This is a genomic window from Brevibacterium sp. UBA7493, assembly GCF_002479565.1.
GTDB classification, from domain to species: domain Bacteria; phylum Actinomycetota; class Actinomycetes; order Actinomycetales; family Brevibacteriaceae; genus Brevibacterium; species Brevibacterium luteolum.
In genome coordinates this window covers 145,718-162,605 of record NZ_DLOD01000010.1, presented here as the reverse complement: position 1 = coordinate 162,605, position 16,888 = coordinate 145,718, and the positions used below count along the sequence as shown (strand labels likewise).

Here is a 16,888-nt window from a genome sequence, read left to right as displayed (position 1 = left end):
ACTTAAGGCAAGCGTGCTCCGGTTGGGAAGGGCGTGCCAGCGGATTCAGCGCGCCAGCCGATTCAGGCCGCGGGGATCAGATCCAGCTGGGGTTCCACATCCGCAGGCGCCACGAGTCGTAGGGGATGACCTCACCGGTGTAGACCGGCCAGAAGAACGCGAACACGAGGATCGCCGCCGCCCCGATCGCGGCGACAGCCAGACGGCGGGCGAGCAGGGACTGCCCGCGCTCAGCGGCGTCCGCGGCGTTGCCCCAGAGCAGGCCGAGGCAGTAGGCGATCGCCAGGCACACAAACGGAACCATGACGATGGTGTAGAAGGTGAAGATCGTGCGGTCCTGGTAGCGGAACCACGGCAGCCAGGTGGCGGCGAAGCCGGCGAGGATGAAGCCGGCCCGCGAGTCGCGGCGGACGATCCAGGCGAGGATGAGGACGATGAGCGCCACTGGCGCCAGACCCCAGATGACCGGGTTGCCGACCGAGGTGATCGCAGACGAGCACTTCTCGACCATGCAGCCGTGCTCACCGGCGGCGTAGGACTCGTAGTAGAACGAGGTCGGGCGCCACTGCACGATCCAGCCCCACGGGTTGGACATATAGGTGTGCTCGCTGGAGAGCCCGACATGGAACCTGTACGCCGAGGCGTGGTAGTGGGCGAGCCCTGGGATCCAGTCGGGCAGGACGTCCCACCAACCGGGATTCTCCGCCGCCCACTGCCGGTCCCAGCCGCCTGCGGTGAAGATCCAGCCCGACCAGGTGGTGACGTAGGTGACGAAGGCGACCGGGACCATGAGCAGGAACGCGGGAACCGAGTCGCGGATGAGCATGCCGGTGACCGGGCGGCGCACACCGGCCCGGTAGCGGGAGGTGATGTCCCAGGCGACGACGGCGATGCCGAAGACAGCCAGGGCGTACAGGCCCGACCACTTCACACCCATAGCGCAGCCGAGGGCGACGCCGGCGGCCAGCCGCCAGCCGCGGAAGCCCAGTGCCGGGCCGTAGGTCCACGGGTCAGAGGCCGTGCGCTGCCCGTGCCTGGCGGGCTGCGCGAGTGCTAGGCGCTCGCACAGCCGGCGGTTGGTCTGCTCCCGGTCGAGAACGAGGAACCCGAAGGCCAGCAGCACGAAGAACATGAGGAACAGGTCGAGCAGGCCGGTGCGCGAATGCACGAAGTGCTCACCGTCGACGGTCATGAGCAGCCCGGCCAGCCCGCCGATCCACACCGAGCGGAAGAGGCGGATGGCGAAGTAGGCGAGCACGGCGACCGAGAGCGCGCCGACAAGCGCGGCGGAGAAGCGCCAGCCGAAGGAGGAGTCCGCCCCGAACATGTCGATGCCGAGGCTGAGGATCCACTTGCCCAAGGGCGGATGGACGACATAGGACGGTTCGTCGAGCACGATGCTCGTATTGCCGGCCTCGAACTCAGGGTTCGGCTCATCGGGCCAGGCCTTCTCATAGCCGGCCTGGCTGAGCGTATAGGCGTCCTTGACGTAGTAGGTCTCATCGAAGATCAGTCGGCCAGGGAAGCCCAGGCGGTAGAAGCGCATGAGCGCTGCGATGACGCCGAGCAGCAGCGGCACACCCCACGTCCAGACACGCGGGTCGAGGCCGGCCAGCCGGCCTGGCAGCCGCACGGCGGCACCTGACTGGCCGGCGGCGGGATCGGCGGCGGTGCTGCCCGCAGCAGCAGCGGAGGTGGTCGTCGGGTGGCTCACAGCGCCCAGTGTAGGCGAGGCGGCCCGGCGGGCTCGTGTGGCAGGCCGACCTGTGCCCAGGCAGACACCGCATGTTCCCAGGCGGTGACATGGAAAGGGGAGCACCGCCTCGGGCACGGTCTACCGTGGAGGCAGACGGCAGGCACCCGGCCATGCCAGAGACGGGAAGGGAACCCCGATGATCTTCGACATCCTCGACATCTTCGACGACCTCCCGGCCTTCGGCAGCTCACCGCGGCACCGCGGTGAACGCCGCAACCTCATGGCCAGATGGACGCTCGGCCTGGCGCTGGCCGGCATCATCACCGGGTGGGCTGACGTCGTTCATCGCGCTCATCACCGGGATCATCGCCTTCATCCAGATCGCGGCGAGCGGTCAGCGCGGCCTCGGGACAGCGATCACCGGGTTCGTCCTCGGGCTCATCATCACCGGTGGGTGGTCCGCCTTCATCATCGCCGTCATCCTCAGCGCACTCGGCTCATAAGCGGCGTGCGCCGATGCGGTGACAACGGCCGATCCCGGCTGTCACCGCGGCAGACCGCGAGGCAGTGCGACGCTGAGATCAGGCGCACGGACTCCGCGCCGGCCAGCCGCACCCCGCTCCCAGCGGCAGAAGGAGGCGAGACCGCGATGTCGCACCCGTACCAGCCCCGCAGTTCCGACGGCAGCCCAGGTCACGGCGCACCGCAGTCTTACGCCTACCCCTATGCCGAGGTCCCGCAGCAGAACAACCTGGCGCTGCTCTCGCTCGTCCTGTCGATCGTCGGCCTGGCCACCGGCGGCCTGACCGCGATCGGCGGCATCATCCTCGGCCACATGGCCAAGAAGCAGATCAAGCGCACCGGTGAGACCGGCGTCCACCTGGCCACCTGGGGTCTGGTCGTCGGCTACGTCATCGTCGGCTTGATTGCTCTTGCCTTCGTGTTCTGGTTTCTCGTCCTCTTCGTCCTCTTCGGCGGCCTCGCGCTGGGCTGCTGACCGTTCAGCCTGCTGACCGTCTGGCCTGCTGACCGTCCGGCCTGCTGACCGCGGCTCATGCACCTGCCGGCCGGCGCGCACGGCATCCGGACCGAGCGCATCAGACGTGGGAATCGGAACAGGTGTGTGCCGATTCGGTGACAACTGCCGATCTGCGTTGTCGGCCCATCAGCACGCGGGGTACCGTGGCTGGTACAGGCAGTCGCACGCACCCGGTGCACCGGCTGACTGGCACCACCCACCCCCGATGACAGAAGGCCAGGCGAGAGCACGATGTCGCATCAGTACCAGCCCAACGGCTCCGGCAGCAGCGATCCCTACGGTTACGGATCCCCAGAAGCCGGCGGCTACAGCGGCGCCCCCACCCCGTACAGCAGCCCGGCTGCCGGCGACCCCTACGCCCACCAGCCGGCAGGCGCAGGCTACGACAGCACCGGCTACGGCAGCGACACCTACGCAGGCACCGGCTACGGCAGCGACACCTACGCAGGCACCGGCTACGGCAGCGACAGCTACGCAAGCACCGGCTACGGCACGCCGCAGTCATACGGCCAGCCCGGCTACGTGCAGACCCCGCCGCAGAACACCCTGGCGCTGCTCTCGCTCATCATGTCGCTCGTCGGCCTGGCCACCAGCGGCCTGACCGCCATCGTCGGCATCATCCTCGGCCACATCGCCAAGAGCCAGATCAAGCGCACCGGTGAGACCGGCGACAACCTGGCCACCTGGGGTCTCATCGTCGGCTACGTCATCGTCGGGCTCGCCGTGCTGTTCTGGGTGGCCTACTTCGTCTTCATCTTCCTCATCATCGGCGCCGGCGTGATGAGCAGCTCCTGACCGGTGAGCGAACCCAGCCACCGCGCCGCTGACACCGGCAGCCGGCCCGCACCCGAGACCTCGGCGGCGGGCCGGCTGACCCTTGTCGGCACTCCGATCGGCAACCTCGACGACGTCTCAGCCCACATGCGGGCGGCGATCGAGTCCGCCGATGTCATCGCCGCTGAGGACACCCGCCGGTTCCTCGGCTTGGCCGAACGCCTCGGACTCCGCCACACGCGGGAGATCACCAGCCTGTTCGATCACAATGAGCAGGCTAAAGCCGAATCCCTCATCGACGAGGTCGCAGCCGGCAGGCACGTCGTGCTCCTCACCGATGCCGGGATGCCGGCCGTCTCCGACCCCGGATACCGGGTCGTCGCCGCCGCCTACGCCCGCGGCGTCACCGTCACCACCGCCTCGGGCCCGTCAGCCGTCATCACCGCGCTCGCCCTGTCCGGGCTGCCGAGCGACCGGTTCGCCTTCGAAGGGTTCCTGCCGCGCAAGGCAGGGGAGCGGCGGAAGAAGCTGGGCGCACTGGCCGCCGATGAGCGCACACTCGTGTGCTTCGAAAGCCCCCACCGGCTCGTCGACGCGCTCGCCGACCTGGAGGCCGCATGCGGACCCGAGCGGCAGATCGCAGTGTGCCGGGAGCTGACGAAGACCTACGAAGAGGTCATCCGCGGCACCATCGCCGAGGTGCGCGCGCGAGTCGGCGACGGGGTGCGCGGGGAGATCACCCTCGTGATCTCCGGCGCCTCACCCGAGGCCGCCGACGCCGGTGACTACATCGAGGAGATGCGCAGGCTCGTCGACGCCGGCATGCGGGTCAAGGACGCTGCCGGAGAAGTCGCCACCCGGCACGGGGTGTCCAAGCGGCAGGCGTATGAAACGTACCTGCAGGCGGAGCGTTAGACTGAGCGTCTATGACGTTCTACCTCACCACAGCGATCGCCTACCCCAACGGCACCCCGCACATCGGCCACGCCTACGAGTACGTCGCCGCCGACATCATCGCCCGGTTCAAGCGACTCGACGGCGAGCAGGTGTTCTTCCTCACCGGCACCGATGAGCACGGGCTGAAGATGCAGCAGACCGCCCAGCGTGAGGGCATCACCAGCCGCGAGCTCGCCGACCGCAACGCCGCCGAATTCCGGCACCTGCAGGATGTGCTCGGCTCGACGTATGACCGGTTCATCCGCACCACCGACACCGACCACTACGCGGCCAGCCAGGAGTTGTGGCGGCGGATGGAGGCCGCCGGCGACATCTACCTCGACTCCTACTCGGGCTGGTACTCCGTGCGCGATGAAGCGTACTTCGCCGAAGACGAGACCGAGGTGCGCGACGGCGTGCGCGTGGCGGTGTCCTCCGGTGCCGAGGTGACGTGGACGGAGGAGGAGTCCTATTTCTTCCGGCTCTCCCGCTACGCTGAACCGCTGCTGAAGCTCTACGAGGAGCGGCCCGAGTTCTTCGGGCCCGAAGGCCGCCGCAATGAGATCGCCTCCTTCGTCCGCTCCGGGCTCAACGACCTGTCGATCTCCCGGACCACCTTCGACTGGGGTGTGCCGGTGCCCGGCGATGAGAAGCACGTGATGTACGTGTGGGTCGACGCGCTGACGAACTACCTCACCGGTGCCGGCTTCCCCGGCGAGGCCAGCTCCGGTGACCGATTCGAGCAGGTGTGGCCGCCGAATGCGCAGATCATCGGCAAGGACATCGCCCGCTTCCACGCCGTGTACTGGCCGGCCTTCCTCATGAGCGCCGGCATCACCCTGCCCGAGCGCATCCACGCCCACGGCTTCCTGTTCAACGCCGGTGAGAAGATGTCGAAATCCGTCGGCAACGTCGTCGACCCCTACGACCTCATCGACGCCTTCGGACTCGACGCCCTGCGCTTCTTCCTGCTGCGGGAGATCTCCTACGGCCAGGACGGCTCCTACTCAGAGGAGTCGATCATCACCCGCAAGAACACCGATCTGGCCAACGAGTACGGCAACCTCGCCCAGCGCTCCCTGTCGATGGTCGCCAAGAACTGCGGCGGCCAGGTGCCCACCCCAGGCTCGCTCACCGCCGAGGACGAGGAGCTGCTGGCGTTGGCCCGCGGCGTGCTGCCCGAGGCGCGCCGGCATGTCGATGTGCAGAACCTGCACCTCTACGTCGGCGCCTGCTGGAAGGTGCTCTCCGAGGCGAACAGGTACTTCTCGGCCCAGGAGCCCTGGAAGCTGAAGAAGACCGACACCGCCCGGATGGAGACCGTGCTGTGGGTGACCCTGGAAGTCGTGCGCATCATCACGCTGCTCATCCAGCCGGTGATGCCCGAATCGACCGGGAAGATCCTCGACCAGCTCGGCGTGCCGGCAGGCGAGGCGGCGGCAGCAGCCGGTGCCCGCAACGTCCATGCCGCCAATGAGGGCGCCCCGGCGATCACCCCGGTGCACGTCGGTGGAGCCGCAGAGGGCGCAGGCGACCCGGAGGCAGGCCGGCCCGAACCGGCCCGCCTGTTCACCGCAATCGACACCCCGCTGGCCGCCGGCACGCCGCTGCCCAAGCCGGCCCCGGTGTTCCCCAAGTTCCAGGTGGAGGAGTAAGACTCAATGGCATCACGGGCTGCAGGTACGTATCCCGAGGTTCCCCCACCGCTGAGCACACCCGGCGTCGACACCCACTGCCACCTCGACATCGGCGTGGGCGCACGCGGGCCGATCAAGGACGGCGAACCCGCCCCGGAGGTCGAACCCGAAGCAGACGAGACCTTCCCGCCGCTGTCGTTCTTCCACGACACCGCGATGGCTGCCAACATCACGCGCATCGTGCAGATCGGCTGCGAGATGGCCTCGGCCCGCTGGACCGCCGAGGTCGTGGCCGCCGAGGCCGCCGCTGGTCGTGACTGGATGCTCGGCGGGGTGGCGATCCACCCGAACGAGGCGCCCCGGCTGGCCGCCGCCGGCCTGCTGGAGGAGTCGCTGACCGAGATCGAGCAGCTCGCCGGTGCCGAGCGGATCCGGGTGGTCGGCGAGACCGGGCTCGACTACTACCGCACCGCCGACGACGGCGTGGCCGACCAGCAGGAGTCCTTCCGCGCCCACATCGAGATGGCCAAACGGCTCGACAAGGTGCTCGAGATCCACGACCGGGAGGCCCATGCCGATGTGCTGCGCATCCTCGCCGAGGAGGGCGCACCGGCCAAGACGGTGTTCCACTGCTTCTCCGGCGACGTCGAGATGGCCCGCATCTGCGCCGAGCGCGGCTACTACATGTCGTTTGCCGGCAACGTCACCTTCAAACGCTCCGACGACCTGCGGCACGCGGCATCGGTGGTGCCCGATGAGCTGCTGCTCACCGAGACCGACGCGCCGTTCCTCACCCCGCACCCGCACCGCGGCAAGCCCGGCGGGCCGTACATGACGGCCCTGACCGTCCGCATGCTCGCCGAAGTGCGCGGCGTTGACGAGGACCACATTGCCGGGACCGTCGGCGAGAACGCTGAGCGGATCTTCGGTTCCTGGGCGCTGAGCTGAACGCCCCGGTCGGCTGAGGTCTCTCAGTAGGCGCGGGTCGCGCTGCCGACGGCGTTTTCGATCTGGGCGGCGGTGAGCAGGCCGCGGAAGTTGATGACCTGCGAGACGAACAGCAGCACGAGAGACGTGCACAGCCACGCGATGAAGGCACCGGCGATCGTCCACGCTTGCCGGCGCACCTCGGTGGCGACTTCGTCGGACGTATTGGTGATGACCATGGAATCGGCCAGCATCGGCAGCAGCCCGGCCACCAGGCCCAGCAGTGCTGTCACCCCGAGGGCGATGAGATACAGGATGATGAGCACCCGCGGGAACACACTGGCCGGCATCGCCCGGTAAGCCAGCCCGCCGCGCAGCGACTGCAGGGCCGCCCGGGCGCGGAAGCCCACGGCACCGAGCAGGATGAGCAGCCCGTGGGCAGCGAGCCAGACGAGCAGCGGCACGACAGCCAGGCCGGCGAGCTCCCGAACGCCGGCGGCATCCTCGGCCGTCGGGGCCAGATCCGGCAGCCAGCTGAGCATTGCGTAGAACCAGCCGCTGGCGAAGATGAGGAACCCGGCTGCCGAGAAGATGAGCGTGCTGACAAGCTGCCGGTTGAGCCGATTGCGCAGCATGCGGATCTGCGGATGACGGCTGACGGGATCGCCCAGCCAGCTGGAGGGGGCCGCACCGGAGGGGAATGCGCGAGTGGGCTCGGACATACGGAGCACATTACGGCGAAACCGGCTGCTGCAGGACTCCCGCCCGGTTGCCGAACGTCATGTGTAACACCGCCTGTGACCCGCCGCCAGCCGCGAATTCTGGCCGCTGACCAGCGACGACGTCAGGCTTCAGCGCGGTCTATGTCACAGCTTTGCAATGTTGGTAACGAATCGGTTACGCTGGGTCTCGTTGTCTTCACGCCTGCCGTCGATCCAGCGGCGCAGACGGGCCCGCACGCAGCAGGCCGGACAGCCACTCACTTGGAGCCCGCCACCGCGGGCTGGCATATGCAGAGAGTCTATTGGGGTAGTTACGTGATTCCATCCATCCGCAATCGCAAGGTGCAGATCGTCGCGCAGTCGGTCGTCATCTCCGCGCTCGTCGGCGGCACCGGTGCCTTCGTGGCACTCAACAAGCCCGTCAACGTCACGGTCGACGGCGAAGCCGAGCAGGTCCGCAGCTTCGGCTCGACCGTCGACGACGTGCTCGCCGCACAGGACATCACGCTTGACGAGCGCGACCAGGTCCAGCCCAGCCGCAGCACCCAGGTCGAACGCGACATGAACATCGTCGTGAACAAGGCCAAGGACCTCGACCTCACCGTCGACGGCAAGCCGATGGACGAATGGACCAACGCCTCGACCGTCGGACAGGCCCTGGCCGACCTCGGCATCGAGCACGAGGGCGCCGAGGTCTCCGCGGCCCTCGATGACAAGATCAGCGACGGCGAGACCATCGACGTCACCACCGCGAAGACCGTCAACGTCATGGCCGACGGCAAGACCCAGCCTGTCGAGGCCGCCTCGAAGACCGTCCAGGATGTCATCAGCGAAGCCGGCATCGAGCTCGGCACCGACGACATCACGTCTGCCCCGCTGACCTCCAACGTCTACGACGGTCAGGTCGTCAACGTCATGCGCGTGGTCAACGAAGAGAAGACCGAGACCGAGACGATCAAGAAGAAGGTCACCGTCAAGAAGGACTCCTCGCTGCCGCGCGGTGAGAAGAAGGTCGAGAAGAAGGGCAAGGACGGCAAGCGCGAGGTCGTCTTCAAGGTCCGCACGGTCAACGGCGATGAGGTCAGCCGCGAAGAGGTCTCCTCCAAAGACATTGAGAAGCCGGTCGAAGAGGTCGTCGTCGAGGGCACCAAGGCTCCGGAGAAGAAGCGCGAATCTGACAAGGGCTCGCGGAGCAAGGACGAGCGCGGCTCCGGCGGCTCGGACAACTCCGAAGGCAACGACTCCGACAACTCCGAGGACAACTACTCCGGCAGCATGACCACCGCCCAGATCAAGGAGATGCTCGGCGGACCCGGCTCCAAGTGGTACTCGGTCGCCAAGTGCGAGTCGAACTTCAACCCGCGGGCGATCAATCAGTCCAACCGCGCCCACTTCGGGCTCTTCCAGTTCAAGCTCGCCACGTGGCGCTCCGTCGGCGGCTCCGGCAATCCGATCGATGCCAGCCCCCAGGAGCAGTTCAAGCGCGCCAAGATCCTGCAGAAGAAGGCAGGATGGGGACAGTGGGCCTGCGCCTGATCTGAAGCCAGCCATCACCTCGGGCCCGGTCATCGTACCGGGCCCGAGGTGTGTCATCCCGTACCCTGGTCAGGTGGCCAGACGCCTGGAAGGGGGCATCCGTGAAGAAGTCGCAGACCGACATCGATGAAGCCGAGCAGCGCCGCCGGCTGGGCAACACCGACTTCGACATCGAACCGGAGCTGCTCAACGAAGCCGCCGCCACGGTCTCCACCGGCGCCAAGCGGCTCAACCGCACGTGGGTCGAGCTCATCATCACCGGCTTGTTCGGCGGCATCGACGTCTCCTTCGGGATCCTCGCGATGATCCTCGTGCTGCAGGCCACCGGCAGCGACATCCTCGCCGGCATGGCCTTCGGCATCGGCATGTTCGCCCTCAAGATGGCCCACTCGGAGCTGTTCACCGAGGAGTTCCTGCTGCCCATCCACGCGATCGCAGCCGGACAGGGCACCTGGCTCCAGCTGCTGCGGCTGTGGAGCGTCAAACTCGTGACCAACCTCGCCGGCGGCTTCGCCTTCATGTGGCTGACGGTGCTCGCCCTGCCGGACTACCACGGCACCCTCGTCGACAAGGCGGCCAGCTGCGTCGACAATCCCTCGCTGCTCGTGATGATCTGCCTGTCGCTGCTCGCCGGTGCCTCCATCACGCTCACCACCCGGATGCAGCAGGGCACCGACAACCACGTCGTCTTCGCTGTCATCTCGATGATCTCCGGGCTCATCGTCATCGGGCTGGGTCTGCTGCACGGTGCACTCAACGCGATGATCATCTTCGGCGCGATGGTCGCCGGAGCTGACATCTCGGTCACGGACTTCCTTGTGTGGATGGCGATCGTCATCCCGTTCAACATGCTCGGCGGGCTGCTCATCATCACGCTGCCGCGGATGGCGCGCACGTGGCGGATCCTGCGGGCAGTGCGCCGCGGTGAGCTGAGCTTCGAAGACCTCGAAGAAGAGGCAGCCCGCGACTGAGCCTGCGTGCTGGCTGTGGCTCCGCGACGGAATTGGCACTCGAGTTGACCGAGTGCCAAGCAGCGCTCTAAAGTCGAATTAGCACACTAAGCCAATGAGTGCTAACAGCCCCTGAAGCGGATCGGCACGCTCGGCACCCGCGACGACGAGCAGGCCACAGCACTACCCAGTGCCCGCCGCAGGACGCTGTTGAGGACTACAGACAAAGGAGAGTGTCCGCACATGTCGGTCTCCATCAAGCCGCTCGAAGATCGGATCGTCATCCGTCAGGTTGAAGCCGAGCAGACCACTGCCTCCGGCCTCGTCATTCCTGACACCGCCAAGGAGAAGCCGCAGGAAGGCGAAGTCGTCGCCGTGGGCCCGGGCCGTGTCGCCGACAACGGCAACCGCGTGCCGCTCGACGTCGCCGTCGGCGACAAGGTCATCTACTCCAAGTACGGCGGCACCGAGGTCAAGTACGCAGGTGAGGAATACCTCGTGCTCTCGGCGCGTGACGTGCTCGCCGTCATCGGCTGAGCATCTGCGCCTGAGCAGACTGTTCGTACTTCATAGAAGGAAGTGACACATGGCTAAAACACTTCAGTTCAACGACGACGCGCGCAAGGCCCTTGAGCGCGGCGTCAACGTGCTGGCCGACACCGTCAAGGTGACCCTCGGCCCGCGCGGCCGCAACGTCGTGCTCGACAAGCAGTGGGGCGCTCCGACCATCACCAACGATGGTGTGACGATCGCCCGCGAGGTCGAACTCGACGATCCGTACGAGAATCTCGGCGCCCAGCTGGCCAAGGAAGTCGCCACCAAGACCAACGACGTCGCCGGTGACGGCACCACGACTGCGACCGTGCTCGCTCAGGCCTTCGTCCACGAGGGCCTGCGCAACGTCGCTGCCGGTGCCGCCCCCAGCCAGCTCAAGCTCGGCATCGAGAAGGCCGTCGAACTCGTTGAGGAGAAGCTGCGGGAGACCGCCCGCGACGTCTCCGGCTCCGAGGAGATCGCTCACGTCGCCGCGCTGTCGGCGCAGTCGCGTGAGATCGGCGAGATGATCGCCGAGGCCTTCGACAAGGTCGGCAAGGACGGCGTCATCACCATCGACGAGAGCCAGGCCGCATCGGTCGAGCTCGAGTTCACCGAGGGTATGCAGTTCGACAAGGGCTACCTGTCGCCGTACTTCGTCACCGACGCAGACCGCCAGGAAGCCGTCCTCGACGACCCCTACATCCTTATCAACCAGGGCAAGATCTCCAACATCCAGGAGCTGCTCCCGGTGCTGGAGAAGGTGCAGCAGGCCTCCAAGCCGCTGCTCATCGTCGCTGAGGACGTCGAGGGCGAGGCTCTTTCGACCCTCGTGGTCAACAAGCTGCGCGGCATCCTCAACGTCGCTGCCGTCAAGGCACCGGGCTTCGGCGACCGCCGCAAGGCGATCCTCGAAGACCTCGCCGTGCTCACCGGCGGCACCGTCGTCACCGCCGATATGGGCATGAAGCTCGACCAGGTGACGCTCGACGATCTGGGCAACGCCCGCACCGTCACCGTCACCAAGGACTCGACGACCGTCGTCGACGGCGCCGGTTCCGATGACGCCGTGTCGGACCGGGTTGCGCAGATCCGCGCCGAGGTCGAGAACACCGATTCGGACTGGGACCGTGAGAAGCTGCAGGAGCGCCTGGCCAAGCTGGCCGGCGGCGTGGCAGTCATCAAGGTCGGTGCCGCGACCGAGGTGGAGCTCAAGGAGCGCAAGCACCGCGTCGAGGACGCAGTGTCGGCCACCCGTGCCGCCATCGAAGAGGGCATTGTCGCCGGCGGCGGCGCAGCCCTCGTCCATGCCGGCAAGGCCCTGGAGAACGTCGACCTCGGCATCTCGGGCGACGCCCAGACCGGCCTGACGATCGTGCGCCGCGCGATCGGCGAGCCGCTGCGCTGGATCGCGGAGAACGCCGGCCAGGACGGCTACGTCGTCGCCTCGAAGGTCGCAGAGCTCGACGCCGGTCAGGGCTTCAACGCCGCCACCGGCGAGTACGGCGATCTCATCGCTCAGGGCATCATCGACCCGGTCAAGGTGACCCGTTCGGCGCTGCGCAACGCAGCCTCGATCGCAGCACTCGTGCTCACCACCGAGACCCTCGTCGTGGAGAAGCAGGAAGAAGAGGACGAGGACTGACCCTCTGCCTCTGAGCCTGCCTCAGCACTGACACTGCGCCCCTGGGAGAACCTCCCAGGGGCGCAGTGCTGTGCGCGCCGAGGCGCTGCGGGATGCTGAACCCGTAGGCTGGGGCACATGCCCCGCAGCCCACTGCCCCCACGTGAGGGGATCTCCGCCACCCGCCTGCGCGCCCCTGGCGGGCATGAGACCCACGCGCTGGCCGGCGCCCCGGTGCCGGACAGCGTCGATGAGATGCTCGCCGTCCTCGTGCCGGACTCCACACCCGAGGCGCGGGCAGCGCTCGTAACCGACGGCCGCCTGTGCACCGCTGAGGCCGGACCCGCTCGGCTGGAGGACCCGGTCATCCCCGGAGCCTTCTATTGGTTCCACCGCCCGGTTCCGCCCGAGCCCCGGGTGCCGTTCGAGATCGGCGTCGTGGACGAGGACGAGGATCTGCTCGTCGTCGACAAGCCGCACTTCCTGGCCAGCACCCCCAACGGCCGGTTCGTACGCGAATGCGCCGTCACCCGGTTGCGCGTCGACCGCGGCGAACCGGATCTGGTCGCCATCCACCGACTCGACCGGGTCACCGCCGGGCTGCTCGTGTTCTCGCGCCGGCCGGAATCCCGTGGACGCTATCAGCGGCTGTTCCAAGACCGGAAGGTGACGAAGACCTACCGGGCGCTGGCAGTGCTGCCGCCGGGCTTCGACCCGGATTCGCTGCCCGGTGAGCGCCGCACCCGGCTGGAGAAGACCGCCGGTGACCGCCAGGTCCGCGAAGTGGCCGGTGAGCCCAACGCCCACACCCGGATCCGGCTGACAACCGTGCACGAGGTGCCAGCCGGCGGCCAGGCGCCCGCCGCCTCGGGAACGGGGGAGGGAGGCGTGCGCATCGGGGAGTTCGAGCTGCAGCCGGTGACCGGCAAGACCCACCAGCTGCGGGTGCATATGCACGCACTGGGCCTGCCGATCCTCAGCGACCCGGTCTACCCGGTCGATGACAACCCGGATCCCTACGACTTCTCCTCCCCCTTGCAGCTGCTGGCATCCGCGCTCGCCTTCACCGACCCGTTGACCGGACAGCAGCGGCGGTTCGCCACCGGGCTGCGGCTCGACGCGGCCGCCGCGTGGGCGCAGCTGGGTGGATGAGGATGTCACAGGGCTGCCACAGCAGCGCAACCTGAGGTGGGTCGGCCCGCCATTACAGTGGCACCATGACCGATCCCAACCCGCCTTCGGACCGGACTGTGCCCCCGCAGCCTCCCCGGCCGCCAGCGCAGCCTCCTCGGCCGCCAGCGCAGCGGACGCCGCCGGGACCGCGTGTGCCGCACCCGCGCCGTGAGGAGCCGTCCATGTACGCTGCCGGTGTGCCGCGGGTCGACGGGCGCTACGATCTCAGCGAACTCGACCGGCAGCGCGAGGAGGTCTTCTCCGATGACAGCGAGAAGCCGATCAGATGGCTGCCGCGCTTCGGCCGGGCCGTACTCGTCAGCCTCGCACTGGCCGCAGCCGGGGCCGTCATCGTCTTAATCGTCGGGGCGGAGTTGCTGCTCGGCAAGACGGGAGAGGTCGTCCCGGCCGAGCAGGCGGGACTCATGGGCCTCATCTTCCTCGTCGTCCTGTCCTGGATGTTCCCGTTCATGGACTACAGCATGGTCTTCTCCACCGCTGGCCAGAAGCGGCTGCCGGTGGCGGCGTTCATCTTCGCGACCTCGGCGGTGAACGCCGGGCTGCTGACAGTCTCGACGCTGGTGTGGCCGTACGTGGTCGACTTCGCACCTTCGGGGCTCTTCATCGACAGCTGGGAACCGGATGCGGCACACCTGCTCGTGGTGTTCCTGTGCTGCTGGTCCGTGACGCTTTCGGTTCTCGGTGGGGCTGTCTTCATGGTGCGCATGATGGCGGTCAACCCGATCATCGCCTTCATCCTCGGTGGCGGCTGGGTGCTCGGGAGCTTGGGCCTGGCAGTCGGAATCGTCATGTTCATCAAGGCTGTGCCGGCCTACGACACGACAAGCGTCATCGTCCCTGCCGGGATCACCCTCGCAGTTGTCATCTTCCTGTTCGTCTGCCTCATGCCGATCACGTCTCTGCGCAGGCCGACTCCGGAGCCCACCGGCCCCTGTACAGGAGGACATCGCCGGTGAGCCATCCGCCTGAGCACGCGCAGCGCCTCAGTGTGCGCATCGTTGTGACTTTCCGGCGGATCGCCGAACGCGACGCTGACCTCAGCGGCCGGCCAGCCGGTGCTCCAGACCCCGCTTCACCGTGGGCCATTCGCAGGCGATGATCGAATAGACCGCCGTATCCCGCAGCACCCCATTGAACAGCTGGTGGGAGCGCAGCACCCCATCGGGCTTCGCGCCGAGGCGTTCGATCGCCGCTCGGGACTGGAAGTTGTGGAAGTGCGTGCGGAACTCCACCGCAATGCAGTCAAGGGCCTCGAACGCGCGGGTGAGAAGCAGCAGCTTCGCCTCCGCATTCACTCCGGTGCCCTGCACGGCAGGAGACAGCCACGTCGAACCGATCTCGACCCGCCGGTTGGCCGCATCGATGTTCATGAACGTCGTCATGCCCACCGGCCGGCCGCCTAGCACGACCGCGAACGGCGCCATGGACCCAGCTGCCTGCAGGCCCTGCCGGCGCACGATCTCATCAGCCATCGCCTCGGGCGCGGGCACACTCGTCACCCACGAGGACGGGAGGTCCCCGACGGCGGCGGCCAGCACCTCGGCGTCGGAGACCTCGACCCGGCGCAGCAGCACCCGTGTGCCGGCCAGCTGCGGGGTCGCAGCGAAGGCATGGGGAACAGACACATCATCGTGATCGATCATGGGCTCAAGTGTAGACCGCGCCCGAGGCGAGGGCAGACTCACAGCCGGAGCTGCAGGCAGGCCTTGTCCTGGGTGTGGTGCCGGGCCGCTGCGACGGACTACGATTGAGCCAGCGACCCCACGCCGTATTCCGCCTCGGGAGGTAGACACAGGTGAACATCGAGCAGCACTTCAAAGCAGCGGAGGATCCTTTCGCGCTGACCGGACTGACCTACGACGATGTGCTGCTGCTGCCTGGGGACACCGACGTCATCCCGTCCGAGGCCTCGACGACGACGCGGCTGACGCGTGAGATCGACATCAACGTCCCGCTGGTCTCAGCGGCGATGGACACGGTGACCGAATCGCGGATGGCGATCGCGATGGCGCGCATCGGCGGCATCGGCATCCTGCACCGCAACCTGAGCAAGGAAGACCAGGCCGAGCAGGCCGACTACGTCAAGCGCAGTGAATCGGGCATGATCAACGACCCGCTGACGATCACCGCCGACCGCAGCCTCGCCGAGCTCGACGAGCTGTGCGGGCAGTACCGGATCTCCGGGCTGCCGGTCGTCGATGAGGACAATGTGCTGGTCGGCATCATCACCAACCGCGACCTGCGCTTCGTCTCCCGCAAGGACTTCGCCACCACCACCGTCGGTGAGATCATGACCCGCGCACCGCTCATCACCGCCCCGGTCGGCGTGTCAGCCGAACGGGCCTTCGAACTGCTGGCCGAGAACAAGATCGAGAAGCTGCCGCTGGTCGATGACAGCAACGTCATCCGCGGGCTCATCACCGTCAAGGACTTCGTCAAGAGCGAGGAGTACCCGCTGGCGACGAAGGACGATGAGGGACGGCTGCGCGTCGGCGCCGCCGTCGGCTTCTACGGCGACGCCTACGACCGCGCCGGACTGCTGGCCGAAGCCGGCGTTGATGTGCTCGTCGTCGACACCGCCAACGGCCACGCCCGCGGAGTCACCGAGATGATCCGCGCCCTGAAGAAGGACCCGAAGTTCGCCGGCGTCCAGGTGATCGGCGGCAATGTCGCCACCCGGCATGGGGCGCAGGCGCTCATCGACGCCGGAGCCGATGCCATCAAGGTCGGTGTGGGTCCTGGTTCGATCTGCACCACCCGCGTCGTCGCTGGCGTCGGCGTGCCGCAGGTGACCGCCATTCACCTGGCCCACCAGGCCGCCCGTGAGGCCGGCGTGCCGGTGATCGGTGACGGCGGACTGCAGTACTCCGGCGACATCGGCAAAGCGCTTGTCGCCGGTGCCGATTCCGTCATGGTCGGCTCTCTGCTCGCCGGCTGCAATGAGAGCCCCGGTGAGCTCATCTTCGTCAACGGCAAGCAGTACAAGGCCTACCGCGGGATGGGCTCGCTCGGTGCGATGGCCCCGCGCAAGGGCGCCTCGTACTCCAAGGACCGCTACTTCCAGGCCGATGTGTCGACCGACACCGACCTCATCCCCGAAGGCGTCGAGGGCCGGGTCGCCTACCGCGGTGAGCTCAAGCAGGTCGCCTATCAGCTCACCGGCGGGCTGCGGCAGACGATGTTCTACGTCGGCGCGCGTACGATCACCGAGCTGAAGGAGAAGGGCCAGTTCGTCCGCCTCACCGCAGCCGGGCTCAAGGAGAGCCACCCGCACGACATCCAGATGACGGTCGAGGCGCCGAACTACACGGTGAAGTGA

At 67.5% G+C, this 16,888-nt stretch carries 16 protein-coding genes; 13 read left to right on the top strand and 3 right to left on the bottom strand.

From position 1 onward, the window contains the following. Positions 1-76: 76 nt before the first annotated feature. Entirely contained in the window at positions 77-1,714 is a 1,638-nt protein-coding gene (locus B4E96_RS06825) for a dolichyl-phosphate-mannose--protein mannosyltransferase (RefSeq protein ID WP_286956904.1), read from the bottom strand. A gap of 245 nt (positions 1,715-1,959) precedes the next feature. Between B4E96_RS06825 and B4E96_RS06820 the strand changes: the two genes are divergently transcribed. The 6 genes from B4E96_RS06820 to B4E96_RS06795 all read left to right on the top strand — a co-directional run bounded on the left by B4E96_RS06820 (position 1,960) and on the right by B4E96_RS06795 (position 7,030). Next, complete coding sequence (locus B4E96_RS06820) at positions 1,960-2,199, top strand: hypothetical protein (RefSeq protein ID WP_286956903.1); 240 nt, start codon at positions 1,960-1,962, stop codon at positions 2,197-2,199. Between the two features lie 146 nt (positions 2,200-2,345). Continuing rightward, entirely contained in the window at positions 2,346-2,693 is a 348-nt protein-coding gene (locus B4E96_RS06815; protein ID WP_286956901.1) for a DUF4190 domain-containing protein, read from the top strand. A 273-nt stretch (positions 2,694-2,966) separates the two neighbouring features. Continuing rightward, positions 2,967-3,530 carry a DUF4190 domain-containing protein gene (locus B4E96_RS06810; RefSeq protein ID WP_286956900.1) on the top strand — a complete coding sequence of 188 codons (564 nt, stop codon included), beginning with the start codon at positions 2,967-2,969 and terminating at the stop codon, positions 3,528-3,530. Between the two features lie 3 nt (positions 3,531-3,533). After that, on the top strand, positions 3,534-4,424 hold the full coding sequence (gene rsmI, locus B4E96_RS06805) for a 16S rRNA (cytidine(1402)-2'-O)-methyltransferase (RefSeq protein ID WP_286956899.1): 891 nt from the start codon (positions 3,534-3,536) through the stop codon (positions 4,422-4,424). Positions 4,425-4,435: 11 nt separating this feature from the next. Next, the gene (metG, locus tag B4E96_RS06800; protein WP_286956898.1) at positions 4,436-6,100 is read left to right on the top strand and encodes a methionine--tRNA ligase; all 1,665 of its coding nucleotides are present in this window, start codon (positions 4,436-4,438) and stop codon (positions 6,098-6,100) included. A 6-nt stretch (positions 6,101-6,106) separates the two neighbouring features. Continuing rightward, positions 6,107-7,030, top strand: coding sequence for a TatD family hydrolase (locus B4E96_RS06795; protein WP_259797734.1), 924 nt, complete (start codon positions 6,107-6,109; stop codon positions 7,028-7,030). Between the two features lie 23 nt (positions 7,031-7,053). Here the strand turns inward: B4E96_RS06795 and B4E96_RS06790 are convergent, their stop codons facing one another. Next, the gene (locus tag B4E96_RS06790; protein ID WP_259797736.1) at positions 7,054-7,731 is read right to left on the bottom strand and encodes a hypothetical protein; all 678 of its coding nucleotides are present in this window, start codon (positions 7,729-7,731) and stop codon (positions 7,054-7,056) included. Positions 7,732-8,046: 315 nt separating this feature from the next. Between B4E96_RS06790 and B4E96_RS06785 the strand changes: the two genes are divergently transcribed. From B4E96_RS06785 to B4E96_RS06760, 6 genes are all read left to right on the top strand, one after another. Then, positions 8,047-9,267, top strand: coding sequence for a resuscitation-promoting factor (locus tag B4E96_RS06785; RefSeq protein ID WP_259797738.1), 1,221 nt, complete (start codon positions 8,047-8,049; stop codon positions 9,265-9,267). A gap of 101 nt (positions 9,268-9,368) precedes the next feature. After that, a complete protein-coding gene (locus B4E96_RS06780) occupies positions 9,369-10,238 on the top strand; it encodes a formate/nitrite transporter family protein (protein WP_286956896.1) in 870 nt (289 codons plus the stop codon). Between the two features lie 222 nt (positions 10,239-10,460). Next, a complete protein-coding gene (gene groES, locus B4E96_RS06775) occupies positions 10,461-10,754 on the top strand; it encodes a co-chaperone GroES (RefSeq protein WP_102161854.1) in 294 nt (97 codons plus the stop codon). 49 nt (positions 10,755-10,803) lie between these two features. Next, complete coding sequence (gene groL, locus B4E96_RS06770; RefSeq protein WP_259797743.1) at positions 10,804-12,396, top strand: chaperonin GroEL; 1,593 nt, start codon at positions 10,804-10,806, stop codon at positions 12,394-12,396. A 117-nt stretch (positions 12,397-12,513) separates the two neighbouring features. Continuing rightward, positions 12,514-13,527: a pseudouridine synthase gene (locus B4E96_RS06765; RefSeq protein WP_286956895.1), complete on the top strand. Its 1,014-nt coding sequence runs from the start codon at positions 12,514-12,516 to the stop codon at positions 13,525-13,527. Positions 13,528-13,730: 203 nt separating this feature from the next. Next, a complete protein-coding gene (locus B4E96_RS06760; protein ID WP_286956893.1) occupies positions 13,731-14,525 on the top strand; it encodes a hypothetical protein in 795 nt (264 codons plus the stop codon). Positions 14,526-14,606: 81 nt separating this feature from the next. Here the strand turns inward: B4E96_RS06760 and B4E96_RS06755 are convergent, their stop codons facing one another. Continuing rightward, complete coding sequence (locus B4E96_RS06755) at positions 14,607-15,212, bottom strand: GNAT family N-acetyltransferase (RefSeq protein ID WP_286956892.1); 606 nt, start codon at positions 15,210-15,212, stop codon at positions 14,607-14,609. Between the two features lie 152 nt (positions 15,213-15,364). Here B4E96_RS06755 and guaB point away from each other — a divergent pair, with 152 nt between their 5' ends. Continuing rightward, positions 15,365-16,888 (top strand): IMP dehydrogenase, encoded by a 1,524-nt coding sequence (guaB, locus tag B4E96_RS06750; protein WP_286956891.1) that lies wholly within the window; start codon positions 15,365-15,367, stop codon positions 16,886-16,888.

Excerpts from the sequence above, each read along its gene's own strand:
- B4E96_RS06815 (WP_286956901.1), top strand. The coding sequence starts at position 2,346 with ATGTCGCACCCGTACCAGCCCCGCAGTTCCGACGGCAGCCCAGGTCAC.
- B4E96_RS06810 (WP_286956900.1), top strand. The coding sequence starts at position 2,967 with ATGTCGCATCAGTACCAGCCCAACGGCTCCGGCAGCAGCGATCCCTAC.
- metG (WP_286956898.1), top strand. The coding sequence starts at position 4,436 with ATGACGTTCTACCTCACCACAGCGATCGCCTACCCCAACGGCACCCCG.
- B4E96_RS06795 (WP_259797734.1), top strand. The coding sequence starts at position 6,107 with ATGGCATCACGGGCTGCAGGTACGTATCCCGAGGTTCCCCCACCGCTG.
- B4E96_RS06790 (WP_259797736.1), bottom strand. The coding sequence starts at position 7,731 with ATGTCCGAGCCCACTCGCGCATTCCCCTCCGGTGCGGCCCCCTCCAGC.
- groES (WP_102161854.1), top strand. The coding sequence starts at position 10,461 with ATGTCGGTCTCCATCAAGCCGCTCGAAGATCGGATCGTCATCCGTCAG.
- groL (WP_259797743.1), top strand. The coding sequence starts at position 10,804 with ATGGCTAAAACACTTCAGTTCAACGACGACGCGCGCAAGGCCCTTGAG.
- B4E96_RS06765 (WP_286956895.1), top strand. The coding sequence starts at position 12,514 with ATGCCCCGCAGCCCACTGCCCCCACGTGAGGGGATCTCCGCCACCCGC.
- B4E96_RS06760 (WP_286956893.1), top strand. The coding sequence starts at position 13,731 with ATGTACGCTGCCGGTGTGCCGCGGGTCGACGGGCGCTACGATCTCAGC.
- B4E96_RS06755 (WP_286956892.1), bottom strand. The coding sequence starts at position 15,212 with ATGATCGATCACGATGATGTGTCTGTTCCCCATGCCTTCGCTGCGACC.